This window comes from Sphingobium wenxiniae (genome assembly GCF_007830065.1).
In the GTDB taxonomy this organism is placed as follows: Bacteria; Pseudomonadota; Alphaproteobacteria; order Sphingomonadales; family Sphingomonadaceae; genus Sphingobium; species Sphingobium wenxiniae.
In genome coordinates, this window is sequence record NZ_VLKK01000021.1 from 1 (window position 1) to 26,140 (window position 26,140).

26 protein-coding genes are annotated in these 26,140 nt (G+C 66.0%); 9 read left to right on the forward strand and 17 right to left on the reverse strand.

The window, feature by feature from the left end:
• Positions 1–158: 158 nt before the first annotated feature.
• The 5 genes from IQ35_RS17570 to IQ35_RS17590 form a co-directional block, all read right to left on the reverse strand.
• The gene (locus IQ35_RS17570; RefSeq protein WP_009823975.1) at positions 159–1,145 is read right to left on the reverse strand and encodes a copper resistance protein B; all 987 of its coding nucleotides are present in this window, start codon (positions 1,143–1,145) and stop codon (positions 159–161) included.
• Positions 1,142–2,848, reverse strand: a complete 1,707-nt coding sequence (locus IQ35_RS17575; protein WP_007683343.1) for a copper resistance system multicopper oxidase — start codon at positions 2,846–2,848, stop codon at positions 1,142–1,144. The genes IQ35_RS17570 and IQ35_RS17575 overlap by 4 nt, the downstream gene beginning before the upstream one ends.
• 25 nt (positions 2,849–2,873) lie before the next feature.
• Entirely contained in the window at positions 2,874–3,899 is a 1,026-nt protein-coding gene (gene adhP, locus IQ35_RS17580; protein WP_007683342.1) for an alcohol dehydrogenase AdhP, read from the reverse strand.
• A 26-nt stretch (positions 3,900–3,925) separates the two neighbouring features.
• Entirely contained in the window at positions 3,926–5,446 is a 1,521-nt protein-coding gene (locus IQ35_RS17585; protein WP_145075357.1) for an aldehyde dehydrogenase family protein, read from the reverse strand.
• A 442-nt stretch (positions 5,447–5,888) separates the two neighbouring features.
• Entirely contained in the window at positions 5,889–6,119 is a 231-nt protein-coding gene (locus tag IQ35_RS17590; RefSeq protein WP_242003391.1) for a hypothetical protein, read from the reverse strand.
• Between the two features lie 12 nt (positions 6,120–6,131).
• On the opposite strand from IQ35_RS17590, the gene IQ35_RS17595 reads away from it, so the two are divergent.
• Positions 6,132–6,272 (forward strand): hypothetical protein, encoded by a 141-nt coding sequence (locus tag IQ35_RS17595; protein WP_242003392.1) that lies wholly within the window; start codon positions 6,132–6,134, stop codon positions 6,270–6,272.
• A 351-nt stretch (positions 6,273–6,623) separates the two neighbouring features.
• Here IQ35_RS17595 and IQ35_RS17600 read toward each other — a convergent pair whose 3' ends face one another.
• The 10 genes from IQ35_RS17600 to IQ35_RS17645 all read right to left on the reverse strand — a co-directional run bounded on the left by IQ35_RS17600 (position 6,624) and on the right by IQ35_RS17645 (position 12,868).
• Positions 6,624–6,914 (reverse strand): hypothetical protein, encoded by a 291-nt coding sequence (locus tag IQ35_RS17600; protein ID WP_013039105.1) that lies wholly within the window; start codon positions 6,912–6,914, stop codon positions 6,624–6,626.
• A 131-nt stretch (positions 6,915–7,045) separates the two neighbouring features.
• Complete coding sequence (locus IQ35_RS17605) at positions 7,046–7,486, reverse strand: four-helix bundle copper-binding protein (protein WP_007683338.1); 441 nt, start codon at positions 7,484–7,486, stop codon at positions 7,046–7,048.
• A 14-nt stretch (positions 7,487–7,500) separates the two neighbouring features.
• Complete coding sequence (locus tag IQ35_RS17610; protein ID WP_007683337.1) at positions 7,501–7,944, reverse strand: DUF1622 domain-containing protein; 444 nt, start codon at positions 7,942–7,944, stop codon at positions 7,501–7,503.
• Positions 7,931–8,653, reverse strand: coding sequence for a hypothetical protein (locus IQ35_RS17615; RefSeq protein WP_007406380.1), 723 nt, complete (start codon positions 8,651–8,653; stop codon positions 7,931–7,933). The genes IQ35_RS17610 and IQ35_RS17615 overlap by 14 nt, the downstream gene beginning before the upstream one ends.
• Entirely contained in the window at positions 8,650–9,378 is a 729-nt protein-coding gene (locus IQ35_RS17620; RefSeq protein ID WP_007406424.1) for a hypothetical protein, read from the reverse strand. The genes IQ35_RS17615 and IQ35_RS17620 overlap by 4 nt, the downstream gene beginning before the upstream one ends.
• Positions 9,378–11,288 carry a 2Fe-2S iron-sulfur cluster-binding protein gene (locus IQ35_RS17625; protein WP_013039106.1) on the reverse strand — a complete coding sequence of 637 codons (1,911 nt, stop codon included), beginning with the start codon at positions 11,286–11,288 and terminating at the stop codon, positions 9,378–9,380. The genes IQ35_RS17620 and IQ35_RS17625 overlap by 1 nt, the downstream gene beginning before the upstream one ends.
• Positions 11,289–11,311: 23 nt before the next feature.
• Positions 11,312–11,632, reverse strand: coding sequence for a hypothetical protein (locus IQ35_RS17630; protein WP_007406382.1), 321 nt, complete (start codon positions 11,630–11,632; stop codon positions 11,312–11,314).
• Positions 11,633–11,691: 59 nt separating this feature from the next.
• Entirely contained in the window at positions 11,692–11,913 is a 222-nt protein-coding gene (locus IQ35_RS17635) for a hypothetical protein (RefSeq protein ID WP_007406426.1), read from the reverse strand.
• Positions 11,910–12,389, reverse strand: coding sequence for a heavy metal-responsive transcriptional regulator (locus tag IQ35_RS17640; protein ID WP_007406417.1), 480 nt, complete (start codon positions 12,387–12,389; stop codon positions 11,910–11,912). Before IQ35_RS17640 ends, IQ35_RS17635 begins: the two co-directional genes overlap by 4 nt.
• A 140-nt stretch (positions 12,390–12,529) precedes the next feature.
• The gene (locus tag IQ35_RS17645; protein WP_007406371.1) at positions 12,530–12,868 is read right to left on the reverse strand and encodes a hypothetical protein; all 339 of its coding nucleotides are present in this window, start codon (positions 12,866–12,868) and stop codon (positions 12,530–12,532) included.
• A 261-nt stretch (positions 12,869–13,129) separates the two neighbouring features.
• On the opposite strand from IQ35_RS17645, the gene IQ35_RS17650 reads away from it, so the two are divergent.
• The 7 genes from IQ35_RS17650 to IQ35_RS17680 all read left to right on the forward strand — a co-directional run bounded on the left by IQ35_RS17650 (position 13,130) and on the right by IQ35_RS17680 (position 21,725).
• Positions 13,130–13,492 (forward strand): hypothetical protein, encoded by a 363-nt coding sequence (locus IQ35_RS17650; protein ID WP_007406428.1) that lies wholly within the window; start codon positions 13,130–13,132, stop codon positions 13,490–13,492.
• 77 nt (positions 13,493–13,569) lie between these two features.
• Positions 13,570–13,827 carry a hypothetical protein gene (locus tag IQ35_RS17655; RefSeq protein ID WP_007683334.1) on the forward strand — a complete coding sequence of 86 codons (258 nt, stop codon included), beginning with the start codon at positions 13,570–13,572 and terminating at the stop codon, positions 13,825–13,827.
• Positions 13,828–13,890: 63 nt separating this feature from the next.
• A complete protein-coding gene (locus IQ35_RS17660) occupies positions 13,891–15,153 on the forward strand; it encodes a TolC family protein (RefSeq protein ID WP_013039107.1) in 1,263 nt (420 codons plus the stop codon).
• A complete protein-coding gene (locus IQ35_RS17665) occupies positions 15,150–16,640 on the forward strand; it encodes an efflux RND transporter periplasmic adaptor subunit (RefSeq protein WP_007406384.1) in 1,491 nt (496 codons plus the stop codon). Before IQ35_RS17660 ends, IQ35_RS17665 begins: the two co-directional genes overlap by 4 nt.
• Positions 16,637–19,780: an efflux RND transporter permease subunit gene (locus tag IQ35_RS17670; RefSeq protein ID WP_007406408.1), complete on the forward strand. Its 3,144-nt coding sequence runs from the start codon at positions 16,637–16,639 to the stop codon at positions 19,778–19,780. The genes IQ35_RS17665 and IQ35_RS17670 overlap by 4 nt, the downstream gene beginning before the upstream one ends.
• A complete protein-coding gene (locus tag IQ35_RS17675) occupies positions 19,777–20,181 on the forward strand; it encodes a copper-binding protein (RefSeq protein ID WP_007406376.1) in 405 nt (134 codons plus the stop codon). Before IQ35_RS17670 ends, IQ35_RS17675 begins: the two co-directional genes overlap by 4 nt.
• A 281-nt stretch (positions 20,182–20,462) precedes the next feature.
• Positions 20,463–21,725 carry a hypothetical protein gene (locus IQ35_RS17680; RefSeq protein ID WP_007683327.1) on the forward strand — a complete coding sequence of 421 codons (1,263 nt, stop codon included), beginning with the start codon at positions 20,463–20,465 and terminating at the stop codon, positions 21,723–21,725.
• 66 nt (positions 21,726–21,791) lie between these two features.
• On the opposite strand, the gene IQ35_RS17685 is transcribed toward IQ35_RS17680, so the two are convergent.
• Both IQ35_RS17685 and IQ35_RS17690 read right to left on the reverse strand, forming a co-directional pair.
• Complete coding sequence (locus tag IQ35_RS17685; protein ID WP_007686150.1) at positions 21,792–22,322, reverse strand: GNAT family N-acetyltransferase; 531 nt, start codon at positions 22,320–22,322, stop codon at positions 21,792–21,794.
• On the reverse strand, positions 22,319–22,939 hold the full coding sequence (locus IQ35_RS17690) for a recombinase family protein (RefSeq protein ID WP_008832583.1): 621 nt from the start codon (positions 22,937–22,939) through the stop codon (positions 22,319–22,321). Before IQ35_RS17690 ends, IQ35_RS17685 begins: the two co-directional genes overlap by 4 nt.
• A 125-nt stretch (positions 22,940–23,064) precedes the next feature.
• Between IQ35_RS17690 and IQ35_RS17695 the strand changes: the two genes are divergently transcribed.
• Complete coding sequence (locus IQ35_RS17695) at positions 23,065–25,956, forward strand: Tn3 family transposase (RefSeq protein WP_013849879.1); 2,892 nt, start codon at positions 23,065–23,067, stop codon at positions 25,954–25,956.
• Positions 25,957–26,140 lie beyond the last annotated feature (184 nt).

Here is a 26,140-nt window from a genome sequence, read left to right on the forward strand (position 1 = left end):
CTCCGACCAATCAGCCAGAGGGAAGTCAAAACATGGGTCACTTCTCAGTGGAAACTTATGCCCCTCCCGGGTCAACTCTCAGTGGAAATCAACAGCTTGCGATCCAGCCTTGTCACGCGGCGCGTTCGCGGTCGATCCCTCGAGTGGCCATCCGCGGATCACCACCAGGCGCGCAAGCCGATCACCAGCCTGTGTTCGGAAGGCCCTTCCCTGCGCAGGCGACGGAAATCGGCCGTGCCGTCAAATGCGCGCTCCCAGACGAAGCCGATATAGGGCGCGAACTTGCGCGACACCTCGTAGCGCAACCGTCCGCTCAGCTCGACATTGCTGAAGCCGCTGCCGAGCTGCCGATCGCTCGACCGCTTCGAATAGATATTGGTTTCCACCTGCGGCGTAAGGATCAACCGATTGGTGAACAGGACCTCATAGGAGGCCTTGGCGCGCGCCGCGAGACGCCCATCGGTTCCTACATAGCCGGTGAGCTGGACGTCGAACCAATAGGGCGCCAGTCCCTCGACGCCGGCGGCGAGCCAGGTGGTCGCACCCTTGCCGAGATCCTGCCTGACCCCGAGCAGCGTGCCCCAGAACGGGTTCTTGCTGTGCCACCACAGCGCCTCGACGCTGCTCTCCGGATCGAGACGTTGGTCGCGGGAGTTCTTGAGCCCCTGGCTGCGCAGCCAGAGCTTGTCATTGTCCTGACCCTTGGTGACGAGCACGGTCCAGCCCACGCCCTGACCCTCGTTGCCGCTGGTGAACTCGAGCTCATCCACAAGTATCTTGGGGATCGAGAGCTTGTCGGCCATCTCATAGCCCGGCAGCGTCGAGTTGCGATAGCCGTCGGCATAATCGTCCGAGTTGCGCGCGTCCGGCGGGGCCTTGCCACCCTGCATCGAGCCCATGTCCATCGTGGCGCCGTTACCGGACGCCTTCGTGTCGGTCATATCCATGCCCGGCATGTCCATGCCCGCATGCTCCTGAGAGCCTTGCGCGGAAGGTGAGTTTGGATCGGGAGTGGCCGTTTGGGCAGGGGTGGCGGCGGGCGACGGGGGCAAGGCATCCTGCGCGAGGGCGGGAGCCGTGATCGCCGGCGCCAGGAAGAGGGCAACGCCAAGAGCAATGCCGCGCGAGGGGATAATCCGGATCATGCGACCACCACCTCCCGGAACATGCCGGCCGCCATGTGATAGAGCAGATGGCAGTGGAAGGCCCATCGGCCCATGGCGTCGGCGGTGACGCGGAAGCTCACCCGCTGGGCGGGCTGGACCACGACCGTATGCTTGCGGACCTGGAAGGCGCCGTCCGGGCCTTCGACATCGCTCCACATGCCGTGCAGATGCATCGGATGCGCCATCATCGTGTCGTTGACGAAGGTGACGCGCAGCCGCTCGTTCGGCTTGAAATGCAGCGGCCGGGAATCGTTGAGCTTGATGCCGTCGAGCGACCAGATGAACCGTTCCATATTGCCCGTCAGATGCAGCTCGATGTCGCGCTCGGGCTCGCGCGGGTCGGGATCGCCGCCCGGCGTGCGCAGATCGGCCAGCGTCAGCACGCGCCAGCCGCGCCCGCGCAGCCCGGCGCCGGGATCGTCCAGATTGGTGCGGGGATAGTCGACGCGCATGTCGGTATTGGCGCCATATTCGGTGCGGGCGTGCTGTGCCCTGGCCGGCATCTCGGTCATGCCGTGCCCGGCATGCGCGTCGCCTCCCATTGCGCCCATCGTCGCCATCGCGCCCATCATGTCGACCGGCTCGAGCCAGGTCCGGGCATCGAGCGGCGGCACGGCTGCCGCCATGCCCGGAGCCGGTGCGATCGTGCCGCGGGCATAGCCGCTCCGATCGATCGCCTGCGCGAAGATGGTGCGGGCGCCGCCCTCGGGCATGGTGAACTCGACGTCATAGGTCTCGCCCGGGCCGATCCGGAATTCCTCGACCGTGACCGGCTCGACCGGCTGCCCGTCGGCCGATACGACCGTCAGCTCGACCCCCGGGATCCGCACGTCGAAGAACGTCGCCGTCCCCGCGCCGACGAAGCGCAGGCGCACGCGTTCGCCGGGCGCGGCGATACCGGTCCAGTTGCCGGCGGGCGGCGCGCCGTTCATCAGATAGGTGTAGGTCGCGGCAGAGACATCGCTGTAGTCGGTCGGGTTCATCCGCGAGCTGTTCCACATCCGCCGCCGCTCGAGCGCCTTCCCAAGGCCCATGGCGCCGACATCCTTGAGGAAGTCGCCGGCTGTCGGCTGCGCAAAATTATAGTAGCTGCTCTGCTTCTTGAGATTGAGGAAGATCTGCAGCGGCGGCTCGTCCGACCAGTCGCTGAGCACGATGCAATAGTCGCGATCGGGCGCCCGCGCCGCCGGCGCCTGTTTCGGCTCCACGATGATCGCTCCATAGAGTCCCGTCTGCTCGGCGAGCGTGTGAGCGTGATACCAGTAGGTTCCGCTCTGGCGGACCTCGAAGCGATAGGTGAAGGTCTCGCCCGGCGCGATGCCGGCAAAGCTGATGCCGGGCACGCCGTCCATCTCCGCCGGCACGATGATGCCGTGCCAATGGATGCTCGACATCTCCTTGAGGCCGTTGCGCACACGGAGCGTGACCGTGTCGCCTTCGCGCAGGCGCAGGACCGGCGCGGGCACGCTGCCGTTCACGGCGGTCGCGATACGGCGTTTGCCGGTGAAGTTGACTGGCAGCTCGGCGATCTCGAGGTCGAACTCGGTCCCGCTAAGCTCGGCGGGCGAGACTGGGGCGGATCGCGCGAGAAGCGCCGGGGCGAAGCCGGCAACCGCGCCGCCGATCGCCAGCCCCTGGACGAAACGGCGCCGTGCGATCGGCCGGATATGTAAGGGAGACATGAACTGTACTTTCGCGAAGTCGGGTTCAGGCGAGGTCGAGGACGATCCGGCCCTCGATGTCGCCATGGTGCATGCGGGAGAAGACGTCGTTGATGTTCTCCAGCTTGTCTGCATGGACCGTGGCCTTGACCTTGCCGTCGCCGGCGAACGCCAGTGCCTCGAGCAGATCGAGCCGCGTGCCGACGATCGAGCCTCGCACGGTAATGCCGTTCAGCACGGTGTCGAAGATCGACAGCGGGAAGTCGCCCGGCGGCAGACCATTGAGCGCGACCGTGCCGCCGCGCCGGACCATGCCGAGCGCCTGCTGGAACGCCTTGGGCGAAACGGCGGTGACGAGCGCTCCGTGCGCGCCGCCTATCGCCTTCTTGAGCGCTGCCGAAGGGTCCTCGCTGTGCGCGTTGACCGTCAGTGTGGCGCCAAGGCGTGTAGCGAGGTCGAGCTTGCTATCGTCGATGTCGACCGCGGCCACATTGAGACCCATGGCACGGGCATATTGCACCGCCATGTGGCCGAGCCCGCCGATCCCTGAGACGACCACCCACTCGCCGGGTCGGGCCTCGGTGGCCTTCAATCCCTTGTAGACGGTGACGCCCGCGCAGAGGATCGGCGCAATGTCGAGGAAGTCGACATTGTCGGGAAGGTGACCAACATAGTTGGGATCGGCGAGGACATATTCGGCAAAGCTGCCATTGACCGAATAGCCGGTGTTCTGCTGTTCGTGGCAAAGCGTCTCCCAGCCACCCAGGCAATGCACGCAATGCCCGCAGGCGGTGTAGAGCCAGGGCACGCCGACCCGGTCGCCTTCCTTCACATGGGTGACGCCCGCACCGACGGCGGCGACATGCCCGACGCCTTCATGGCCAGGAATGAAGGGCGGGTTGGGTTTGACCGGCCAGTCCCCTTCTGCCGCGTGCAGGTCGGTATGGCACACGCCGGTTGCCGCAATCTTGACCAGGATCTGCCCGGGGCCGACCGTCGGGATCGGCGCGTCCTCGATGACCAGGGGCTTGCCGAATTCGCGGACGACCGCCGCCTTCATGGTTTTCGCCATGTCCGTTTCTCCTTTTGAGCGAGGGGTCAGAACAGGCCGAGCGCGTGCTCGTCATAGGAGACGAGCAGGTTCTTGGTCTGCTGATAATGGTCGAGCATCATCCGGTGATTTTCACGCCCGAAGCCCGACGCCTTGTATCCGCCGAAGGCGGCATGGGCGGGGTACTGGTGATAGCAGTTGGTCCAGACCCGCCCGGCCTCGATCGCGCGGCCCAGACGGTAGGCGGTGTTGCCGCTCCGGGTCCAGGCGCCCGCGCCAAGACCGTAGGCGGTGTCGTTGGCAAGTGCGATCGCCTCCTCGACCGTCTTGAAGGTGGTGACCGCCAGGACGGGACCGAAGATCTCCTCCTGGAAGATGCGCATGTGGTTCTGACCCACGAACACGGTCGGCTGTACGAAATAGCCCTGGTCGAGCGCACCGCCCGGCAGCGCCTTGGCGCCACCGACCAGACACTGCGCGCCCTCGGCCTTGCCGATATCGATATAGCCCAGGATCTTGTGGAGCTGGTCCTCCGACGCCTGCGCGCCGACCTGGACCGAGGGGTCGAGCGGATCGCCCTGGCGGATCGCGGCGACGCGCGCCACGGCGCGCTCGATGAAGCGATCGAAGATCGACTCATGGATCAGCGCGCGCGACGGGCAGGTGCAGACCTCGCCCTTGTTGAACGCGAACAGCGTGAAGCCTTCGAGCGCCTTGTCGAAGAAGGCATCGTCCTCGTCGAGCACGTCCGCCATGAAGATGTTGGGCGACTTGCCGCCAAGCTCCATCGTCTGGGGGATCAGATGGTCGGCGGCCGCATGCATGATCTGCTTGCCGGTGACGGTCTCGCCGGTGAACGAGACCTTGGCGATGCGCGGATTGGCGGCGATCGCCTGGCCGACGGTCCGTCCCGGGCCGGTGACGACATTGAGCACGCCGGGCGGCAGGATGTCGGCGGTGAGCTCGGCGAACATCAGCAAGGTGAGCGGCGTCTGGGATGCGGGCTTGATGACGGTGCAGTTGCCCGCCGCCAGCGCCGGGGCGATCTTCCACGCCGCCATCAGCAGCGGGAAGTTCCACGGGATGATCTGGCCGACGACGCCAAGCGGCTCGCGAAAATGATAGGCGATGGTGTCGGCATCGATCGTCGAGATCCCGCCTTCCTCGGCCCGGATGCAGCCGGCGAAATAGCGGAAATGGTCGATCGCGAGCGGAACGTCGGCAGCGCGCGTCTCGCGGATCGGCTTGCCGTTGTCGATCGTCTCGGCAAGCGCCAGCAACTCCATATTATCCTCGAGCCGGTCGGCGACGCGATTGAGAATCCTGGCGCGGTCGGCGGGCGAGATCCTTGCCCATTGATCCTTGGCGGCGTGCGCCGCATCGAGCGCGCGCTCGACATCTTCCGGCGTCGACAGCGCAAACTCGGCGATCTGGGCGCCATTGATCGGGCTCGTGTCCGCGAAATACTCGCCGCTCGCTGGAGCGCTCCATCGACCACCGATGAAATTATCATAGCGGTGTCGGAAGGACGCCGCAGCATTGATGGTCCCGATCGCCTTCTCGAACATCGCCTGTCTCCATCTTTACCGATGCCTGATGAAGTAGGCCTTCTGATGAGACGGCCTATAAGTAAGTTCCGCAGACAAAAATCAGGCAGAGTTTTTACGAAGCGCCAGGCTGGACACGCAAAAGAAGCCGATGATTTTCTCATCAGCTCATAGATTATCTCGTCGCCTAAGCAGGCAATGGCTCTCGCCATTCAATCGCGGCGCAGAGGTCACTGAAGTTGATCCGGCCATGCTTGGTCGGACCTCTTAATCGTAAGCGCGGACCCGCAGCTCGGTGCCAACTCCTGGAGCTTTACGCATCGCGGGCTCCTCTCTCTCGCGGTGGACGCCTGCTTCTCGTTATGAAATCCTAGAAACTTGGAACACCTCTTGAAGAACAGGCCCGCCGCGGGGGCAGCGGCGGGCCCTCAGCCCCAGGGGTCTGTTCTCGGGGCTGGAAACCTCACATGTCGCTCATCGGCTTGTCGGCCATAGGCGTGGCCGGTTTCTTCTTGGCGGCCGGCTTTGCCTTTTTCATCGGCATCTTGCAGCAACCGCTCTTGGGCTTGCCAGCCTTGCTCGAACCGCTCCCCTGCGACGAGCCACCAGACATTCCGGCCATGCCCGCAGCGCCCTGCTGGCCTTGCGGCTTCTGCATGCCGGCTTGGTGATCCTGCATCATTTGGTCGTGCATCTGCTGCCCTCCATGATCCATCCCCTGCTGATGGGCATGGGCGGTGGATGGCTTCGGCTGCGCAGGGGCGTGCTGGGGCGCGGCGGGTGCCGATTGCGCCAGACCCGCGCCAGCGAAGTTCAGGGTCGCCAGGCAGCCGATCGCGCCGACTAGAAGTTTCGTCTTTCGCATTGTGGTTCTCCGCATGATGAGTCCTTGCCCGATCGCCGTTTGCGACCGCGACCATACCGACCCCTCATGCGGGCTTGGCCCTTTGGTCTGAATACGTAAGTTACGAATCCGCACTGGATCAGGACTGGCAGGCCCGCGATCTTGCGGGCGAAACCATAGTCCAAGGGTCCAGCGGATTCATGACTGCATCGCATTAAAGCTCGTGCAGACCTTTATTCTGAAACGCAATTGGCCCGCCGGGGAAACGGCGGACCAACGTTGCGGCCCGGTCAAACGATACCAACGCCTTGTATGGTGAGGCTTTGATCAACCGACCTCTGATGGGCTTTTGGTTCAGCACCCCCCGCCCGACCGATGCGACATGTCAGAAGCCCCCTCCTGGCTCCCCGATTCCCGCATGGCCATCCGGTGGCCTCGCATCATCTCACCGTGCATCTGGTCCTTGCCGTGCCGCATGCCCTCCATATGGGCCGTGCCGGACTGAGCCGGCGCAGGCTTGGCCTTGAGCGTCTCCTCGAGATCCGGCATGTCCGACGGCATGCCATCGGCGAGAACAGGCCCGGCACCGAGGGCAAGGAGGCCGAGGGCTGCGAGCGAAGTGATAACTACCGTTTTCTTGCGCACTATCGATTCCTTCAAGTCTGGTTTCCGTTCGACCGGCTTCAGATCCGGTCGTTTCTCGCTCCTCCGGGAGCTTGCCCTTGAGATGGTATCGGTCCTGACCCGGCAGTATACGTAATATGCGAAGCGGGTGGTCAGCCGGTCATGTCCGCCATCATTCGGCAGCTCGCCGCGCATTTCTTGCAGGTGGCCGAGCAACGCGCGATCCGCTGGTCCTCGCTATGACGCCCGCATTCCTCGGCGCAGCGCTCGCAAGCATCGGCGCAGGCGCGGCACAGGATGCGGTGCAGAGCCGATTCCCGCAGCATCGAGTTGGCTGTCGCCTGGCACAGTTCCGCACAGTCGTTCAGCATGGCGATCAACGACGCGCTCGCCAGCGCGCTGCTTTGCTTCGTCAGCCAGGCGGCGGTTTCGAGGCACATGCGGTGTGAAGCCAGGCAATCGTCGATGCAGTCCGTCATCGACATCGCCATCCCTTCCATTCGATGCTGCTGCCCCGCCGCCGGCGCAGCCAGCGTTCCGGCGGCGGCAAGGCCGGCGCCCGCCATCAGCAATTCGCGTCTCTCGATCATCATGCACCCTCCATCGGCTATCCCTTGCGCGGTGTGCCGCATCCGGCGGCCTCAGCCGTCGCCGGCGACCCATCCGACGCCGCACGCGCCTTCTCCCGCGCCATCCGGGTTTCCTCCCAGGGCCAGTGACCGTTGATCTCGACCCCGAGCGAGATGCTCAGGAAGGTCCGCACCAGCACAAGCCCGGCCAGCACGATGAGATCGTCGAGCGTCGGGTTGATCACCAGCGACTTGACGATGTCGCCGGCGACCAGAAATTCCAGGCCGAGCAGGATGCTGCGGCCGAGCGCCGAGCGGAACGTGCTATAGGCCTCGGTTCGGTCGCCCGCCCTCGCCCGCCGCGCAAACAGAAAGGTTGCGAGCCCCGCGCCGACCAGGATGGTCAGCGTGCCCGCCAGTTCCAGGCCGATCACGGCGAGCCGGAAGAAGGCGCTCAGCCAGTCGGCCTCAATGGTGATCATACCAGCCTCGCTTGCGGATATTGTTGAAGCTGTCGGTGGCGTGACAGGCATAGCATTGGTCGACGCGCGCCTTCGATCCGGCTGCGCGCTGCGAGACCATGCTGAAATGCTCCATGAAGTGACTGGGCGGCGCCTTATGGCACTCGGCGCACTGCGTCGAATTGACCGATGGATGGCGGTAATTGGCGATCTTCCAGCTGTCGGTCTTGTGGCAGCTCGCGCAGTCGGTGCCGAACAGGCCCTGGTGCGGATCGCGGAACGCATGGCAGCTCGCGCAATTGAGCGCGGTCTCGGGGGTCAGGCTTCGAGTGTTTGTCGACATGCCCGCCAAAGGCTGCCGCCACTTCGCCATGTCGAGCAACGCGGCGTGATCCATGCGGATGATGCCGCGCTCTCCCTCATGTTCGACGTGGCAGGAGGTGCACTGCGTCGCTTTCGCGTGGAACTGCGTCGACTGCTTCGTCCCGAAATCGGTGCCCGCATGGCAGGTGAGACAGGTCCGGGTTTCGACGCCCTTGCCCGGCGTGTGGCAGGCCGTGCATTGGCCGGCAAAGGACTGGTGCGCGCTCGAGAGCGGGCCGGGCGAGACGAGCTGCGCCACCAGGCCGGCATCCCTCGGCGCGTCCGATCGCATCCGGATCGCGACCGCGGCGACCATCACCAGCAGGGCTGCGATGAAGACGGCGTAGGAAAGACGCTGCCAGCTCATAGCCAGCGCAGCCCGTAATAGATCGCCGCGCCGACGTGGAGCGCGAGCAGCGCGAAGATGAGACAGCCCAGCAGGATGTGCAGGAACCGCCACCGCGCGAACAGGGTGTTGGTTGCCTCTTCGGCACGGATCGCGAATTCGGTATCGGCCAGCGCTGCGGCGATCCCCGCCTTGTCCTGGGGGCGCTGGCCCGCGGACGCATCCCCGGCGACGAACAGATAGCGCTTCCAGCCCGACAGCGGCGGGGCTGCGGTATCGGCCTGCGTCGGCGCCGCCGGCTCCTCGAGGAAGGCGGCGCGAAGCGAGGCCAGTTCTGACCTGCGTCCGCGCAGCGCCCGACCAAGCTGGGCAAGCAGGTAGCGGCCGATGAAGCCGGTGATGACCGTCATCAGCAGGAGGACGGTCAGAAGCAGGCCGACCGGGCTTTCGAGCTTGTGCGCGGCGTGGACCAGACCCAGGATCGGCGCCAGCACGCCGGCATAGATGTGGATGGCGAGCAGGGTTGGCTTGCTGACGACCCGGGAGAGCGCCTTGTCGACCCAGGCGATGTGCTTGGCCGCGACATAAGGAAGCGTCAGCAGCATCAGCACGAGCGCTGCGATCCCGATGATCCCGCCGGCCAGGCTACCCGGAAAGCGGGGCGACACATGCACGAGATAGCCGAACGGGAACAGCAGCAGGAACGCGACCAGCAGGCCCACGGCAATGTCGCTGCGTTCGCGCATCAGGCTTCGACCACGAGCGGCGTGCCCGTCCCCTTCGCCTGGCACGCGAGCACATAGCCTTGCGCCTTGTCGGCGGGCGCAAGGCCGGATTCGACCTCCATCGTCACTTCGCCCTGCAGCAGCTTGACCACGCAGGCGCCGCATGTGCCCGCACGGCATGCATAGGGGATCTCGACGCCCGCGCCCTCGGCCGCCTCCAGCACGGTCTCGTCCGCGGGCAAGGCCGCCGACACCCCCGACACGGAGAAGGTCACCGTGCTCGGCGCCACCTCGGCGCTCGGGGCCGGCTTATCCGCTGGCGGGGGCGCGGGCTTGACCTCGAGATCCTCGTGGTCGGCCGGCAGCGAGGCCGGACCGAACGCCTCGGTGTGCAGCTGCGCGTCGGGGACGCCGAGTTCCGCCAGCACGCCGCGCATCGCGCCCATCATCGCCGGCGGGCCGCACATATGGATGCGCCGGCTCGCGATCTCCGGCACCGCGGCCAGGATCATCTCGCGCGTGATCGGCCCTTCGGGGCCCATCCAGACGGTGCCGGGCGCGCGCTGCATCGCGGCGACGACATGGAGGTTGGGAAAACGGCGTTCGAGCCGCTCGAGCTCGTCGCGGAACACGAATTCCTCGGTCGACCGTGCGCCGTAGAAGAAGAAGATATCACCCTTCCACGCGGTGTCGGTGAGATAGCGCAGCACCGACATCATCGGGGTGATGCCGACCCCGCCCGCGATCAGCACGATGCTCTGGGCATCCGTTCCCGTGAAGGTGAAGGCGCCGAACGGTCCGCTGACCTTCAGCAGATCGTCGGCGACGACCTTGTCGTGCAGGTATCGCGAGACCACGCCCTGCTCCTCGCGCTTGACCGTCAGTTCGACATAGGCCCGCTGGGTCGGCGAAGAGGCGATCGTGTAGGAACGGCGCGCGGTCTTGCCCGCTTCGGGCTCTACCTCGACCTGCAGGAACTGGCCCGGCAGGAAGTCGAACGGCAGCCGGTCGGCGGTCGGGTCCGCGAGCCGGAAGGTCAGCACGCTCGGCGTCTCTCGCACGATCTGGACCACGCGCAGCTGCCCCGCCCAGCTTTTGGGCTTGCGCAGCGACGCCCCAGCGGGTGCGGCCGCATTGCTCGGCGCGAGCCCGGCGCTGTCGGCAACGGGTGCAGGCGCGGGCGCAACCCTGGTAGCGGGAGGGGCAGCCTTCGGCTCCGGCTTTGCTGGAACCTTGGCGGTGGCGACACCGCCGGCGATCGCCCCGATCCGCCGCAGGCGGAAGATCTGCAGCGCGATAAGCGTGGCGCTCACCAGCCCCAGGAACAGCATGAGAAGGAGGTGCGAGGGCGAGATGCCGAACCAGTGATCGGCATGGCCGGGCGCGGCCTGGTCGATGTCGAGCTGATCGCGCAGCCAGGCAAGCCCGACCTCCCGGGGCGGCTGCAAGCCCCCGATCGCGCCCTGCGCGGCGGTGCCGGAGCGGAACAGGTCGGTTCCCTCGCGCAGGCGCCGCGCCGCATCGAGCCGGGCCGAGACCGTGGTCGCACGCGCGCCGTCGGCCGAGGCGGCGTTGATCATCGCCAGACCCGTGCTTACCCGTTCGCCGGCCTGCGCAGCGACCCGCTGCCTTGCCGCTTCGTCAAGCGCGGGAAAGGCGAGCAGCTGCGAGATGAAGCCGGTCCGGCGCGATTCGTGGCCGTGCTCATTCTCCCCTTCCCCATTGATCATGCGATCCATCATGGGGTTCATCATCTTCGCCATGTCCGACGACCCCGGCTCTGCCGGTGCGGACATGCCCCCGCCGGCCGGCATGCCTGCGCCATGATGCGCGGCATGATCCTCGCCCTCCTGCGCGCCCGCGCTCGCGGACAGGCTGAGAGCGATTGCGCAGCCGAGGCTCAAGCGTCGAAGGCTGATCCGCCTGGACATCCTCATCCCCTTAGTGTGCGAGCCTACATATCCTTCATCGGCATCGCCGCATTGCCCGGCGCGGGATCGGGTGCCGGCGCGGTCTGGTTGCCGGCCCCGGCGCGCATCGCGTCATGGTCCATCGCCTGACGGTGATGCCGCTCCATCTCGGCCTGGTTGCTCATCGCGTCCATCGGCGCCGCGTCTGCAGCGTTGCCGCTGTCGGTCAGGACCGGGGTGGCGGCGACGCTGTTCGCCGCGGGCGGCACCGTCTGGTCGGCCTGGCGGTCGCAGCCCGAAAGCGCGAGCGCCAGCAACAGGCTTCCGCCGACAAGTGGAAGGGCTTTCTTCGCATGGTCGATCATGGCTTTGCTCCTTGGCTTGAAAACTGTGTCCGGGCGCCATCCCTGGCGTCCGGACCGGCTCATTGCGCGCTGCGCAGAATCCGGAGACACCGGTCGTGCGAGAGGTTCATCGGGTTGCGCCCCTGCCCCTTCATCTCGCCATGATCATGCGGCGTCTGGAGACCCATATTGCCCTCCATCGCCCGGCAACTCTCGACCTGCGCCGAGGTCGGCCGCGTGGTCACACAGGCGCCTAGAAGCAGCGCCGGCGTGAGGACGGCGATCAAACGCATTTTCTTCATGACAAAACCCCTTTCGCTCGTGGTGATCGTTCGTCCTGCGCTGCCTGATGTTTCTTGTTATGCTGCTGGTCTTTCCGCCGCGCCGTCAGGAAGGCGAGGATCGGGCAATCGGAGACCGGCACTTCGCCCGGGCATTCGTCGGCGAGCATCCGCAGCATGTCGCGGATATCCGACAGGCGCTCGAGCCGGGCTTCGGCGTCCGCGATCTTGGCAAGCGTGATATCGAGCACGGCCTGGGCATGCGCGGTGTCCGACGCCCTGAGTGCCAGCAGCTGCCGGGCCTGTTCGAGTGTGAAACCAAGCTCCTGCGCCGAGCGGATGAAATTGACGCGCTCGAGGTCGGTCGCGTCGTAGAGCCTGTAGCCCGCTGCCGTGCGCGCGGGCTCGCGCAGCAGGCCCATCCGCTCATAATAGCGGATCGTATCCCGCCCCACGCCTGCGGCCGCGGCCAGTTCGCCGATCTTGAAATTGCCCATGTCATCCGCTCGATCATGCCGGTTGGACCATGGTCCAGGGTCAAGCGGTTTCGCTTTGACCCCGAACGGTCTCCTCGTCGCCGGCGGCCCGCTGCCCCGACGCGTCGCAGGGCAGCCCGTGCCGCCGGGCCACCGGCTTGTCAGTTCTTGCGAAGCTCGACGATGTCGTGCCTGGCAGGCGTGCCGTCGGCGACGGACACGTGCGCGAAGTGATCGTCAAAGATATGGTCGATCGTCACATGGCCGACGAGCTGGCGGTGATAGGTCGGCGCCACGCCCTTGGACGGACCCGGATGGGTCACGACGCGATAGACCTCGAGCTTCTGGCCGACCTCGGCGCCATCGGCCTTGCCGATGCAGACGACCGTGCCGTTGCTGCCCGTGTCGACGATCGAGCCGCGCATGAACAGGCTGTGCCCGATGCCCTGGGCCATAGCGGGGACGGCAGCAAGCATCGAAATGCCGGCAAGCGCGACCATGAGAGTTTTTCTGACCATATTCACCTCCTTGGATGGTAAGCCACCGCCCGGACTTTGCCGAGGGGAAGAGCGTCTCTTCAGGCTTGGGACTACGGTCCCGGGTCCAGCCTCGATATACGTAGAGGCCGCAGCCGATCTTCTTCCCCGGGCCGGATCTTTATTGACGCGGAGTTGACGGAATCAGCCGTCAGCACTTCAAAATCCGCGCGGCGCGAGACTTTGGTTGGCTGCGCCCGCGAAACCCGCTAGATATCGAGGCCCGTGAAACGCCTGCTCGCCCTCCTGCTCGTCATCGGAGCGCTGTCCGGTCTCTTCGGAGCCCAGATGGCGGCCGCGCACAGCGTGCCGCAGGCGGCAGGCGCGCCGCTGGCCAAGGGCATGGATGCGGACTGCATGGCGATGATGGCCAAGCAGCAGCCTGCGCCCAGCGAAAAGCCCTGCAAGGGCCTGACGCTCGATTGCATCGCCGCGATGGGGTGCGTGATCCCGCTGGTCGCAGCGGACCTGGCAGGCGGCGTTGCGCCTGCGCGTCTCTACGACGCGCCCAGCTTCTGGACGACCGACACGATATTGACCGGCAAGGCGGTTGCGCCCGAGCCGGATCCTCCCACCAGCCTTGCCTGATTGAACGAGCACGGGCTGCGCGCATCGATCGATGCGTGCGCGCCCGGTTTCCTTCTTTTCAGTCAAAGGTTTTCGTGATGATCAAACTGCTTCCGGCCGCCCTTGTGGCGGCCCTCAGTCTCGCCGCGCCTGCGCTTGCAACCGACGCGAGCCGCACGCCGCAAGGCCATTGGGAATGGCGGTCGGCGCCGCAATATGGTCCGCGGGCGACTGGCCCTGCGCGTGTCCGCATATGGGTGCCCGACAGCCGGGACATGGCCAGCTGCGATTGCGCGATGATGCAGGCAAGCGCCGCCGACTGCATGCGCGGCGCAGTCAGGTCGGACAAGGGCTAAACCCGCTCCGGAGCGGCGCGTCACATCTTGGCGCGCCGCCTCTGTCATGAGGGGATGATATCCATGATCATGATGCCGAGGCGCGCTGTGCGACGCCTGTTGCTCTCTATCGGTGCGACGCTTGCGAGCGCCTGGGCCGTGCCGGTGTCGGCCGGCCCGCTCACCTACGAGCAGGCAGTGAGGCTCGCTGCCGCCAACGCGCCAAGCCTCAAGGCGCGCGCGGCGGCGACAGCCGGCGCCCGCTCTTCGGCGGTCGCGGCCGATCGCCTGCCCGATCCGACGCTCGACCTGGGCCTGCAGAACTTCCCGGTGAGCGGCCCCAATGCCGGCAGCTTCACGCGCGACGATTTCACTATGGCGACGATCGGGTTCAGCCAGACCTTCCCCAATCTCGCCAAGCGCCATGCACGCGCCGCGCGCGCCGCGGCCGATATCGGTATCGCCGAGGCGGGCGAGCTGGTCGAAGGCCGCAACGTGCGGCTCGAGACCGCCCTCGCCTGGGTCGATCTCTATTATGGAGAACGCCGGCTCCGGCAGCTCGACCTGCTCGATGCCAGCCTCGACGACCTGCAGAAGACCGTGACCGCACGCCTGGCGTCGGGCAGCGCGCGCCCGAGCCAGGCGCTCGAGCCCGACCAGCTCCGCGCCGCCATCGCCGATCGCCGCGCCGAGATGGCTGCGGTGGTGGCGCAGGCGCGGGCCCGGCTCGCGCGCTATACCGGCGACCCCGACCCGCAGGCGACGGGCGACCCGCCGATGCTCGATGTCGATCCGATCCGGCTGCGGGCCGGGATCGATGCGCTTCCCGCCCTGCGCGCGCAGGACGCGCGGATCGCAGTCGCCGAAGCGGACGTGCGTCTCGCGCGCGCCGACAAGCGCCCCGACTGGAAGGTCGGCGTCACCTATGGCCGGCGCGATCCCATGTACGGCGACATGGCCTCGGTCGGCGTGTCGATCGACCTGCCGCTGTTCGCCGGCAAGCGCCAGAACCCCAGGATCGCTGCAAGCGAGAGCCTTGCGCAAGGGGGTCGGTTCGACCGCGAGGCGATCCGCCGCGAGCTGGTGGCGCAGCTCGACGCCGATCTCGCAGACCATGCCATGCATCTCTCCCGGTTGCGCAATGCCCGCGAGACGCTGGTGCCACTCGCCAGGCACCGCGCCGAGCTCGACCGCGACAGCTATGGCGCCGGCAAGCTCGACCTTGGCGCCGCGCTGCTCACGACGCTCGGGCTCGCGGAGGCCGAGGTCGAGGCGCTCAACCGCGAAGCCGACGTCGCGCGCGACGCGGTCCGCATCACTATCACCTATGGGGAGGAGCGGCCATGACGCTCGATAAATCCGCGCTGCGCTGGGGCGCATCGATCCTGGCTGTCGCGCTGCTGGCCGGCGGCACAGGCTATTGGGCTGGCCATCGCCAGGCACCGCAATCGGAGGCGACCACGCCCGCCGGGGCAGGCAAAGTCCTTTACTGGTACGATCCGATGTTCCCCAACCAGAAGTTCGACAAGCCCGGCAAGTCGCCCTTCATGGATATGCAGCTCGTGCCGCGATACGCGGACGGAGGAAGCGCCGGCGCGGCCCCCACGGTCGCCGTCGATCCCGCCGCGCGGCAGAGCCTGGGATTGCGGGTCGTCGCGGCGAAGATGGGCAGCCTTGCCTCGGCCCTCGAGGTCACCGGCACGATCGACTTCAACCAGCGCGACGTCGCCGTCATCCAGGCGCGTTCGGGCGGGTTCGTGAGCCGCGTCTATGCGCGAGCGCCCGGGGACGTGGTCCGCGCCGGCGCGCCGATCGCGGACCTGCTCCTGCCCGAATGGGGCGGCGCGCAGACCGAATATCTGAGCGTCAGGCGGCTCGGCAAGCCCGACCTCACCGCGGCCGCGCGCCAGCGACTGCGGCTGATGGGCATGTCCGACGGCCTCATCGCCAGCGTCGAGCGGAGCGGACGCCCGAACGGCGTGGTGACGATCACGACGCCGATCTCGGGCACGATCCAGACGCTCGACGCCCGTGCCGGCGTGACGCTCGCCATGGGCCAGACGCTCGCCCAGGTAAGCGGGCTCGGCACCGTCTGGCTCAATGCCGCGGTGCCCGAAGCGCGCGCGGGCGATGTCCGGGTCGGCCAGAATGCCAGCACCACGCTGGCGGGCTTCCCCGGCGAGCGCTTCGCCGGCCGGGTGATCGCGATCCTGCCGACCACGCAGGCCGACAGCCGCACGCTCACCGTGCGGATCGAGCTGCCCAACCGGGACGGCCGGTTGCGGCCGGGCATGTTCGCCAGCGTCGCGCTTGGCGGCGATGCCAAGCCGGCGCTGCTGGTGCCGAGCGAAGCGGTGATCCGCACGGGCAGGCGCACGCTCGTCATGCTGGCCGCAGGCGACGGGCGCTATCATCCCGCCGAGGTCCGCATCGGCCGCGAGGCAGGCGGCGAGACCGAGATCCTTGCCGGCCTGTCGCCCGGCGAGAACGTCGTCGTCTCGGGGCAGTTCCTGATCGATTCCGAGGCGAGCCTGTCGGGAATCGAGGCGCGGCCGATCGGCGGCGGTGCGGCATCGGCGACCATCGCCGCGCCGGCGTCGAAAGCCACGCTGTACGAGACGACGGGCAAGATCGAGCGGATCACGGCCAATTCGGTGACGCTCAGCCACGAGCCCGTTCCCGCGCTCGACTGGCCGGCGATGACGATGACCTTCGCGCTCGCCAATCCGGGCATCGCGCGCGGCTTCAAGGCGGGTGACCGGGTCCGGTTCGGGTTCGACCGGCCCCCGGCGGGACCGACGCTGCGGCATATGGCGAAGGTGGCGGGCCAGTGATCGCCCATCTCATCCGCTGGTCGGTGAGGAACCGCTTCTTCGTCGTGCTCGGCATGCTCGCGCTGGTCGGCGCGGGCCTGTGGGCGGTGCGCTCGACCCCGATCGACGCGCTGCCCGATCTTTCCGACGTGCAGGTCGTGATCCGCACTTCCTATCCGGGTCAGGCGCCGCAGATCGTCGAGAACCAGATCACCTATCCGCTCACCACCACCATGCTGTCGGTGCCCGGCGCCAAGACGGTGCGCGGCTATAGCTTCTTCGGCGACAGCTTCGTCTATGTGATCTTCGAGGACGGCACCGATCTCTACTGGGCGCGCAGCCGCGTGCTCGAATATCTCAACCAGGTCCAGGGTCGGTTGCCGGCCAGCGCCCGCAGCGCGCTCGGGCCGGACGCGACCGGGGTCGGCTGGGTCTATGAATATGCGCTGGTCGACCGCACCGGCCGGCACGATCTCTCGCAGCTTCGCGGGTTGCAGGACTGGTTCCTGCGCTACGAGCTGAAGACCGTGACCGGCGTGGCCGAAGTCGCCAGCATCGGCGGCATGGTCAAGCAGTACCAGGTGCTGCTCGATCCGGTGAAGCTCGCGGCCTACGGCGTAACCCACGCCCAGGCAGTGCAGGCGATCAGCCAAGCCAATCAGGAAGCCGGCGGCTCGGTGCTGGAAATGGCCGAGGCCGAATATATGGTCCGCGCCTCGGGCTATCTGAAAACGCTCGACGATTTCCGGGCAATCCCGCTCAAGACTGCGGCGGGCGGCGTGCCCGTCCGGCTCGGCGATGTCGCCACGATCCAGGTCGGCCCCGAGATGCGGCGCGGCATCGCCGAACTGAACGGCGAAGGCGAGGTCGCCGGCGGCGTCGTTATTCTTCGGTCAGGCAAGAACGCCCGTGAGACCATCGCGGCGGTCAAGGACAAGCTCGCCGATCTCAGGAAAAGCCTGCCGCCGGGCGTCGAGGTGGTCACGGTCTATGACCGCTCGCAGCTGATCGATCGCGCGGTCGAGAACCTCACCCGCAAGCTGGTCGAGGAGTTCATCGTCGTCGCATTGGTCTGCGCCCTGTTCCTCTGGCACGTCCGCTCGGCGCTGGTCGCGATCCTGACCTTGCCGCTCGGTGTGCTGGCCGCGTTCGTCGTAATGCGGTTCCAGGGGGTGAACGCCAACATCATGTCGCTGGGCGGCATCGCCATCGCCATCGGCGCGATGGTGGATGCGGCGGTCGTCATGATCGAGAACGCCCACAAGAGGATCGAACGCTGGGAGCAGGATCACCCGGACAGACATCTCGATGGCGAGATGCGCTGGATCGTCGTCACCGAGGCGGCGGCCGAGGTCGGGCCGGCGCTGTTCTTCAGCCTGCTGATCATCACGCTGTCGTTCATTCCGGTCTTCACCCTGGAGGCGCAGGAAGGCCGGCTGTTCGCGCCGCTCGCCTTCACCAAGACCTATGCGATGGGCGCGGCCGCGATCCTGTCGGTGACCCTGGTGCCGATCCTGATGGGCTGGCTGATCCGGGGCCGCATTCCGGCCGAGCAGGCCAATCCGGTCAATCGCTGGCTCACCAATATCTACCGGCCCGCGATCGACTGGACGATGAAGCGGCCCAAGGCAGTGCTGCTGATCGCGGCTCTGGTGTTCGCCACCACGGCCTGGCCGCTCAGCCGGCTCGGCGGCGAGTTCATGCCCAATCTCGACGAGGGCGACCTGCTCTACATGCCCTCGGCGCTGCCGGGCCTCTCGGCCGCCAAGGCGAGTGAGCTGCTCCAGCAGACCGACCGCCTGATCAAGACCGTGCCCGAAGTCGAAAGCGTGTTCGGCAAGGCCGGCCGCGCCGAGACCGCGACCGATCCCGCGCCGCTCGAAATGTTCGAGACGACGATCCAATTCAAGCCCCGCGACCAGTGGCGGTCGGGCATGACGCCCGAACGCCTTGTCGACGAGCTCGATCGCCGGGTGAAGCTTCCGGGTCTCGCCAATATCTGGGTGCCGCCGATCCGCAACCGCATCGACATGCTCGCGACGGGCATCAAGAGCCCGATCGGGGTCAAGGTGTCGGGCAGTGACCTCGCCGAGCTCGACCGCATCGCGCATGATGTCGAGACCGTGGCCAGGAGCGTGCCCGGCGTCAGCTCGGCGCTCGCCGAGCGGCTGACCGGCGGACGCTATGTCGATGTCGACATAGACCGCGCCGCCGCCGCGCGGTTCGGGCTCAACATCGCCGACGTCCAGGCCATCGTCTCCGGCGCGATCGGCGGCGAGACGATCGGCGAGACGGTCGAGGGCCTCGCCCGCTATCCGATCAGCGTGCGCTATCCGCGCGAATTGCGCGACAGCCTCGAAAGGCTGCGGGCGCTACCGATCCTGACGCCCGCGGGCCAGCAGATCACCTTGGGCACCGTGGCAAACGTCTCGATCGCCGAGGGACCGCCGATGCTCAAGACCGAGAATGCCCGGCCTTCGACCTGGGTCTACGTCGATGTGCGCGGGCGCGATCTTGCCTCGGTGGTCGGCGATCTGCAGCGTGCGGTGGCGAAACAGGTCAGGCTCTCGCCTGGGGTCAGCATCGCTTACTCTGGCCAGTTCGAATATCTCGAGCGCGCGGTCGACCGCTTGAAGCTGGTCGTGCCCGCGACGCTGCTGATCATCTTCGTGCTGCTCTACCTCATCTTCGGCCGCTTCGACGAGGCGGCGCTGATCATGGGGACGCTGCCGTTTGCGCTGACCGGCGGCATCTGGACGCTTTATCTGCTGGGGTTCAACCAGTCGATCGCCACCGGGGTCGGGTTCATCGCGCTCGCCGGCGTCTCCGCCGAGTTCGGGGTGGTGATGCTGATCTATCTCAAGAACGCGCTGGCCGAGCGCGGCGCACATCCGGACGCTGCCGAGGTCGAGGCCGCCGTGCGCGAAGGCGCGCTGCTGCGCGTCCGTCCCAAGGCGATGACGGTGGCGGTGATCCTGGCCGGCCTGCTGCCGATCCTGCTGGGATCAGGCGCGGGTTCGGAGGTCATGAGCCGGATTGCCGCGCCGATGATCGGCGGCATGCTGACCGCGCCCTTGCTCTCAATGTTCGTCCTGCCCGCCGCCTACCTGCTGTTGCGCCGGCCCAAGACCGATCCCATCCCTCAACCCGTTTCATCATGAAGGAGAAGACGATGAACCATGCACGACTGACCATTGCCCTCGGCCTCGCCGCCCTGACTGCCGCGTGCGGCAAGAAGGCGGAGGCCCCCGTTGCGACTGAGACCAACGAGGCGGCGCCCGCCGCGACCATGAGCGGCGACATGGGCAACATGTCGATGGCGCCTGACGCGAACGCCGCGATCAAGGCCAAGGGCCATGGCACCGTCACCGCGATCGACAAGGCGGCAGGCACGATCACGCTCGATCATGGTCCGATCCCGGAGGCCAAGTGGCCCGCGATGACGATGGCGTTCAAGGCCGCGCCGTCGATCACCGATGCGGTCAAGGTCGGCGACAAGGTCGATTTCGACCTCTCGCTCAAGGGCAGCGATGGCGAGGTCACCGCGATCGCAAAGCAGTGATCCGCTAAGTTCGACCGGAAAAAGCTGGTTGCGGCGCCGCTCCCGGGCGGCGACGCCCGTGCCGGCCGTCTGCCTGGCTGTGCGCCCGGTCGACGGTTGCGACCGGCAACGCCCAATGCCAGCGGCGTTTCCCTGCGCGATCACCGACAATTTGAGCACGCTTCGCGGATCGCACATTGAACGTGCAAGCCGCCCTTGCTCGCGATAGCCTGAACGGCAAGGAGCCCAGTTTAGATGACCCAGCCAGTATGACCTTGTTACCCGCGACACATCATGATCTCGTGAGCGAGCTTGTCCGTCGTTGGCGAGACGATCCCGGCGCCACCTATCGCTCCTGGTTTCTGTGGGACGAACGGCTGAAAAACTTCCGCTCCATCCGTCGCGGGCTGCAGCAGGTGGTCGCAGAAATCGAAAGTGGGCGGTTCGGCGTCGCCTATCGCGGCTCGTCACTGGAAACGGTTGTCCACTCGATCGCCGAACAGCGGCAGATCTTCAAGGGCGCCGACCATGCCTGGCTGTGGAAGCCCAAGCTGCGCATTCCAGACATCTACGAAAGCCCGGACAACCAGCGGGCGTTCGGTCGCCTGCTCGACAATTGCTCGTGCTGCGATACCGCCGAGGAGATCATCAGCCACATCCGCAGCATAGACGCGCTCAAGATCAAGGGGCTGGGGCCGGCGGCGGCCAACCTGCTCTATTTCCTTCACCCGACGCTGGTGCCGCCCTTCAATACCGCGATCGTCAAGGGCTACAATGCCGTCACCGGCGCCAAGGTGAAGCTCGGGTCATGGGATCATTTTCTCGCCATGCGCGCCGGCATCCTCGACCTCAACGACCGTTACCGCGAGTTGCTCTCCAACGATCTCGGCGCGATCGGCGGACTGTTGTTCGACATTGGCTCGGGCCGCTATCCCGCGCCACCGCTGGAGGATGACGCAACGGCGGCCGACGACTGGCTCGGCAGATTGGAACATGCCAGAGCGGAGGCAAGCCGGCTCGACAAGACAGCCGCCGCGCAGGGCGAAACCGATCGCACGCACGCCGAAATCCAGGCCTGGCTGCGCGACCTCGGCCATGCCCTCGGTTACGATGTGTGGATCGCCGCCAATGACCGCGGTCGACTTCACGCTGGCTGCCCGCTTGGACAGGGATGCCTCGAGCGCCTTCCAGACGCCATTGCGACCTCTCCCGGAGCGGACTCGATCCGCCTCATCGACGTGTTGTGGCTGGCGAAGGGTGGCGACGGCGTCGCCGCCGCGTTCGAGGTTGAACATTCGACCTCGATCTACTCGGGGATCGTGCGCATGCTCGATCTGGCGCTGTCGGGGAGCGATCTGCACGCTGCCGCCGGGCTATTCCTGGTCGCACCGAATGCGCGCGAGCAGGACGTTCGCGCGCAACTCCGTCGCCCGGCTTTCAGCCGTATTGCCGATCTCGACTTCGCCTATCTGCCCTATGGCGAGCTGGAGAGAAACAGGGACGCGATCGCTCGTTTTGGAACGGGATTGAAGGCCATCAAGGCGATCTCAAGCCCCCTTCCCTGAAAGGGGGCGTTTGCGGGAGGGGGCGGAATCCTACGCCAAGCTCGCCCAGATAGCCGGCGCGAGATCTTACTTGTTGCTGCCTTCTACGGTCGCGCCAGAAAGGCGACGGCTCAGTTCTATCCGGCGATGGCTACGCATTTTGAAGGTGTCTGGCCCAACGCGCCGATACTCAATGAAGCCGAGAGAACGCCAAAATCGCTCTGCCGCTTCATTCGCTTCCAGCACGGCCAACCGAATCTCTGTGGCACCTCTCGCAGCGGCCCAGCTTTCGACCGTCGAGTAAATTGAGCGTCCGACGCCACGACCACGCTGTGCGGCATCTACGATCATGAAGCCGAGATACCATGTGCCATCACGCGGATAATCGCGGAGGATGGCCGCGATTGCATATAGGCCGCCAGGCCCCTTCCATCCCAGGACAGCTTGATTGTGGGCGCTCTTTTCGGGCGGCACATCGGAGAAAAGCTCGCGAGCATCGTCCAGCGTGGGCGCGGCCCCGTCCTGCAACAGGAAATAGTCGCTGCAACGGTTGTACAGGTCTGCAACGTCTGCGGCGTCCGCTTGGGTAAGTTTGATCGGGGCTCCCGTCATCATCATCGCGTTTTGGCAGCAAGCACGCGCTGACCGTAATCCCGGAGTTCCCCGTTGGGACCGACATAGCGGTAGAGAGTGACGCGCTCGATCCCGAGTTCCTTGCAGAGGTCGGAAACGGACGTGTCGCGTTGGGCCATAGCAGCCTGAGCGAGCCGCACCTGGGCCTTGGAGAGGGCGAACTTGCGGCCACCCTTGCGTCCCCGCGCGCGGGCAGCGGCCAGGCCAGCCATGGTGCGCTCGCGGATCATATCCCGCTCAAACTCCGCCAGTGTGGCAAAAATGCCGAACACCATCCGGCCCGATGGCGTCGTGGTGTCGATCTGCGCGCCCTTGCCGGTGAGCACCCGCAGACCGATACCGCGATCCGACAGATTCTGCACCGTGCTGACCAGGTGGGTGAGCGTTCGGCCGAGCCGGTCGAGCTTCCAAACGATGAGGACATCGCCGTCGCGCAACGATTTCAGGCAGGCGGCAAGACCGGGGCGATCATCACGGCTACCGGATGCACGATCATCATAGATATTGCCTGGCTCGACACCGGCAGCGCGAAGGGCATCGTGCTGCAGGTCGAGCGACTGCGAGCCGTCGGCTTTGGACACGCGGGCGTAGCCGATCAGCATGGATCACAAACGAAGGTTTGAGGCGGTGACGAACATGAGCACATAAGATTGGGCTATTGTGTATCTTAACCAGCATCTCAATCAAGCTATCTCAAACCGTAGCTCGGAAAGAATAAGGAGCATGTATGCCGCGTCGCGTGACCCTGACCGATCGACAGCGCGAGGCGCTGCTTCACTTGCCGGTCGATCAAGGTGAGCTGCTGCGGCACTATACCCTCAGCGATGAGGATCTCGGGCATATCCGCCAGCGCCGGCGCGCCCACAATCGTTTTGGCTTCGCGCTGCAACTGTGCGTCCTGCGCTACCCGGGCCGGGTGCTCGCTCCTGGCGAGTTGATCCCGGCGCAGGTATCGGATTTCATCGCGGCCCAGCTCGGCCTGACCAGCGACGATCTACTCCTCTATGCCGCGCGCGAGGAGACCCGGCACGAGCATCTGGCGGACCTTCGCCGAATCTACGGCTATCGCTCCTTTTCGGGGCGGGGCGCACGGGATTTGCGCGAATGGATCGCTCGGGAAGCCGAGGCGGCGACATCGAATGAGGATCTTGCCCGTCGCTTCGTTGCGGAGTGTCGCCGCACCCGCACGATCCTTCCCGGCTCCTCGACGATCGAGCGCCTTTGCGCCGATGCGCTGGTTGAGGCCGAGCGCCGGATCGAGGATCTTATCGCCCATCGCATCACGCCAACCCTGAGCGAGAATTTGGCTCACCTGTTGGAGGATACGGTGGATGGTCGCGTCACGCGCTTCGTATGGCTGCGACAGTTCGAGGTTGGCGCAAATTCAGCAGCCGCTAACCGGCTGATGGATCGACTGGAATATCTTCAAAGGTTCGATCTTCCGGCGGATTTGCTGGACGGCGTGCCGGCGCATCGTGTGACCCGGCTTCGCCGGCAGGGCGAGCGCTATTACGCCGACGGCATGCGTGATCTGCCCGAAGACAGGCGGCTTGCGATCCTCGCTGTCTGCACCCTGGAATGGCGGTCATCGCTGGCCGATGTCATCGTGGAGACCCACGATCGCATCGTAGGCCGTCTCTATCGGGCCTCCGAACGCCTTTGCAACACCAGGATCGCCGACGAAAAGGCGGCCGTTCGGGACACGCTGAAGTCCTTTGCCGAAATCGGTGGTGCTTTGCTTGGAGCGCAGGACGATGGCACGGCCCTGGACGGGATAATCGCCACCGGGCCTGGCTGGGAACGGTTCAGAACCCTTGTCGCCACGGCCTCCGCGCTGACCAACGTGCTCGCGGCCGACCCGCTCAGCCGTGTGCTGGACGGCTATCACCGTTTCCGCCTCTACGCGCCCAGGATGCTGCGCCTGCTCGACATGCAGGCGGCGCCGATCGCCACGCCTCTTCTGGCGGCCGTTGCGATGCTGCGTAACGGGATCAAGGTCGATCCGCCGGTGGATTTTCTACGTCCCAACTCGAAATGGCATCGTCATCTTTGCGCTGAGCCCAGCGGCGACCACCGGCTTTGGGAAATCGCGGTGCTGTTCCACATCCGCGACGCCTTCCGGTCCGGTGACATATGGTTGGCGGGATCGCGCCGCTATGGCGACCTCAAGCAGCTTCTGGTCCCGCCACAGGCGATAGAGCAGACCGCGCGGCTCGCCGTGCCGCTGCGACCCGGCGAATGGCTGGCCGAGCGCAGGGCTCGACTGGATACACGGCTGAAGGAGTTTGGCCGCGCGGCGCGAACCGGCACGATCCCAGGCGGCATCATCGAGAACGGCAAGCTGCACATCGACAAGCTGAGGGCCGACACGCCCGAAGGGGCCGAGGATCTCGTGCTCGATCTCTATCAACAGCTCCCGCCCGCGAGGATCACCGATCTGTTGCTGGAAGTCGATGAGCGAACCGGATTTTCCGAGGCGTTCACGCATCTGCGCACCGGCGCGCCCTGCAGCGACCGGATCGGCCTGATGAACGTGTTGCTGGCGGAAGGCGTCAATCTCGGTTTGCGCAAGATGGCGGCGGCGACCAACACGCACAGCTTCTGGGAATTGCTGCGGATCGCGCGCTGGCATGTCGAAGGCAGCGCCTATGATCGGGCGCTCGCCATGATCGTGGAGGCCCACGCCGCCCTGCCCATGGCCGCCTTCTGGGGACAAGGGCAATCGGCATCCAGCGACGGGCAGTTCTTCCTTGCTACCGAGCAGGGCGAGGCGATGAATCTGATCAACGCGAAATATGGCAACGTCCCGGGCCTCAAGGGATACAGCCATGTGTCCGATCAATATGCGCCGTTCGCAACCCAGGTGATCCCGGCAACGGTCAGCGAGGCTCCCTATATCCTGGACGGGCTGCTCATGAATGACGCGGGCCGCCGCGTTCGCCAGCATTTTGCCGACACGGGCGGCTTCACCGATCATGTGTTCGCCGCCTGCGCCTTGCTCGGCTACAGGTTCGCCCCCCGTATCCGCGATCTCCCTCAGAAAAGACTCTATGCCTTCACGCCCAACGCGACGCCGGCCAATGTGCGAGCGCTGGTCGGAGGTAAGATCAATGAACCGCTCATCGAGCGCAACTGGCCCGACATCCTGCGCATCATGGCGACGATCGCAGCGGGGATCGTCGCCCCCAGCCAGATTCTTCGCAAGCTCGCCTCTTACCCGCGCCAGAATGAGCTGGCCCTCGCATTGCGAGAGGTGGGCCGCATCGAGCGAACCCTGTTCATGATCGACTGGATTCTTGATGCCGGCCTCCAGCGCCAGGCTCAGATCGGCCTCAACAAGGGTGAGGCCCACCACGCCCTAAAGCGCGCCATCAGCTTCCACCGCCGAGGTGAAATCCGGGATCGATCCGGCGAAGGCCAGCACTATCGCATCGCCGGAATGAACCTGCTCGCCGCCATCATCATATTCTGGAACACCATGAAGCTCGGCGAGGTCGTCAATACCCGGGCCGCCAGCGGTACCCATATCGCGCCTGATCTACTCGCCCACGTCTCGCCGTTGGGATGGGAACACATCAATCTAACCGGGGAATATCGCTGGCCCAAATCCTTAGCGTAGGATTCCGCCCCCTCCCGCAAACGCCCCCTACGATTGAGAAGCGCGGCGGAATCTCTTAGATTGATCGCTGGAGGCTTTGTTCGCGGAGACGCGCACATTGCCTTCTTTTCGTTTTAGGAAGCGCTGCCCTAAGCGACAGAAGCCAGAGCTTTGACAATGCGGCATTCCGCGATGGAGCCGACCA

Bases quoted from the DNA above. Each gene is read 5' to 3' on its own strand.
- IQ35_RS17595 (WP_242003392.1), top strand. From the start codon at position 6,132: ATGATCCATCCCCTGCTGATGGGCATGGGCGGTGGATGGCTTCGGCTG.
- IQ35_RS17615 (WP_007406380.1), bottom strand. From the start codon at position 8,653: ATGAGCTGGCAGCGTCTTTCCTACGCCGTCTTCATCGCAGCCCTGCTG.
- IQ35_RS17695 (WP_013849879.1), top strand. From the start codon at position 23,065: ATGCCGCGTCGCGTGACCCTGACCGATCGACAGCGCGAGGCGCTGCTT.
- IQ35_RS17655 (WP_007683334.1), top strand. From the start codon at position 13,570: ATGATCAAACTGCTTCCGGCCGCCCTTGTGGCGGCCCTCAGTCTCGCC.
- adhP (WP_007683342.1), bottom strand. From the start codon at position 3,899: ATGGCGAAAACCATGAAGGCGGCGGTCGTCCGCGAATTCGGCAAGCCC.
- IQ35_RS17665 (WP_007406384.1), top strand. From the start codon at position 15,150: ATGACGCTCGATAAATCCGCGCTGCGCTGGGGCGCATCGATCCTGGCT.
- IQ35_RS17690 (WP_008832583.1), bottom strand. From the start codon at position 22,939: ATGCTGATCGGCTACGCCCGCGTGTCCAAAGCCGACGGCTCGCAGTCG.
- IQ35_RS17675 (WP_007406376.1), top strand. From the start codon at position 19,777: ATGAAGGAGAAGACGATGAACCATGCACGACTGACCATTGCCCTCGGC.
- IQ35_RS17625 (WP_013039106.1), bottom strand. From the start codon at position 11,288: ATGTCCAGGCGGATCAGCCTTCGACGCTTGAGCCTCGGCTGCGCAATC.
- IQ35_RS17645 (WP_007406371.1), bottom strand. From the start codon at position 12,868: ATGGTCGCGCTTGCCGGCATTTCGATGCTTGCTGCCGTCCCCGCTATG.
- IQ35_RS17635 (WP_007406426.1), bottom strand. From the start codon at position 11,913: ATGAAGAAAATGCGTTTGATCGCCGTCCTCACGCCGGCGCTGCTTCTA.
- IQ35_RS17590 (WP_242003391.1), bottom strand. From the start codon at position 6,119: ATGCACGACCAAATGATGCAGGATCACCAAGCCGGCATGCAGAAGCCG.
- IQ35_RS17640 (WP_007406417.1), bottom strand. From the start codon at position 12,389: ATGGGCAATTTCAAGATCGGCGAACTGGCCGCGGCCGCAGGCGTGGGG.
- IQ35_RS17685 (WP_007686150.1), bottom strand. From the start codon at position 22,322: ATGATGATGACGGGAGCCCCGATCAAACTTACCCAAGCGGACGCCGCA.
- IQ35_RS17570 (WP_009823975.1), bottom strand. From the start codon at position 1,145: ATGATCCGGATTATCCCCTCGCGCGGCATTGCTCTTGGCGTTGCCCTC.
- IQ35_RS17620 (WP_007406424.1), bottom strand. From the start codon at position 9,378: ATGCGCGAACGCAGCGACATTGCCGTGGGCCTGCTGGTCGCGTTCCTG.
- IQ35_RS17575 (WP_007683343.1), bottom strand. From the start codon at position 2,848: ATGTCTCCCTTACATATCCGGCCGATCGCACGGCGCCGTTTCGTCCAG.
- IQ35_RS17630 (WP_007406382.1), bottom strand. From the start codon at position 11,632: ATGATCGACCATGCGAAGAAAGCCCTTCCACTTGTCGGCGGAAGCCTG.
- IQ35_RS17610 (WP_007683337.1), bottom strand. From the start codon at position 7,944: ATGATCACCATTGAGGCCGACTGGCTGAGCGCCTTCTTCCGGCTCGCC.
- IQ35_RS17605 (WP_007683338.1), bottom strand. From the start codon at position 7,486: ATGATGATCGAGAGACGCGAATTGCTGATGGCGGGCGCCGGCCTTGCC.
- IQ35_RS17585 (WP_145075357.1), bottom strand. From the start codon at position 5,446: ATGTTCGAGAAGGCGATCGGGACCATCAATGCTGCGGCGTCCTTCCGA.
- IQ35_RS17660 (WP_013039107.1), top strand. From the start codon at position 13,891: ATGATCATGATGCCGAGGCGCGCTGTGCGACGCCTGTTGCTCTCTATC.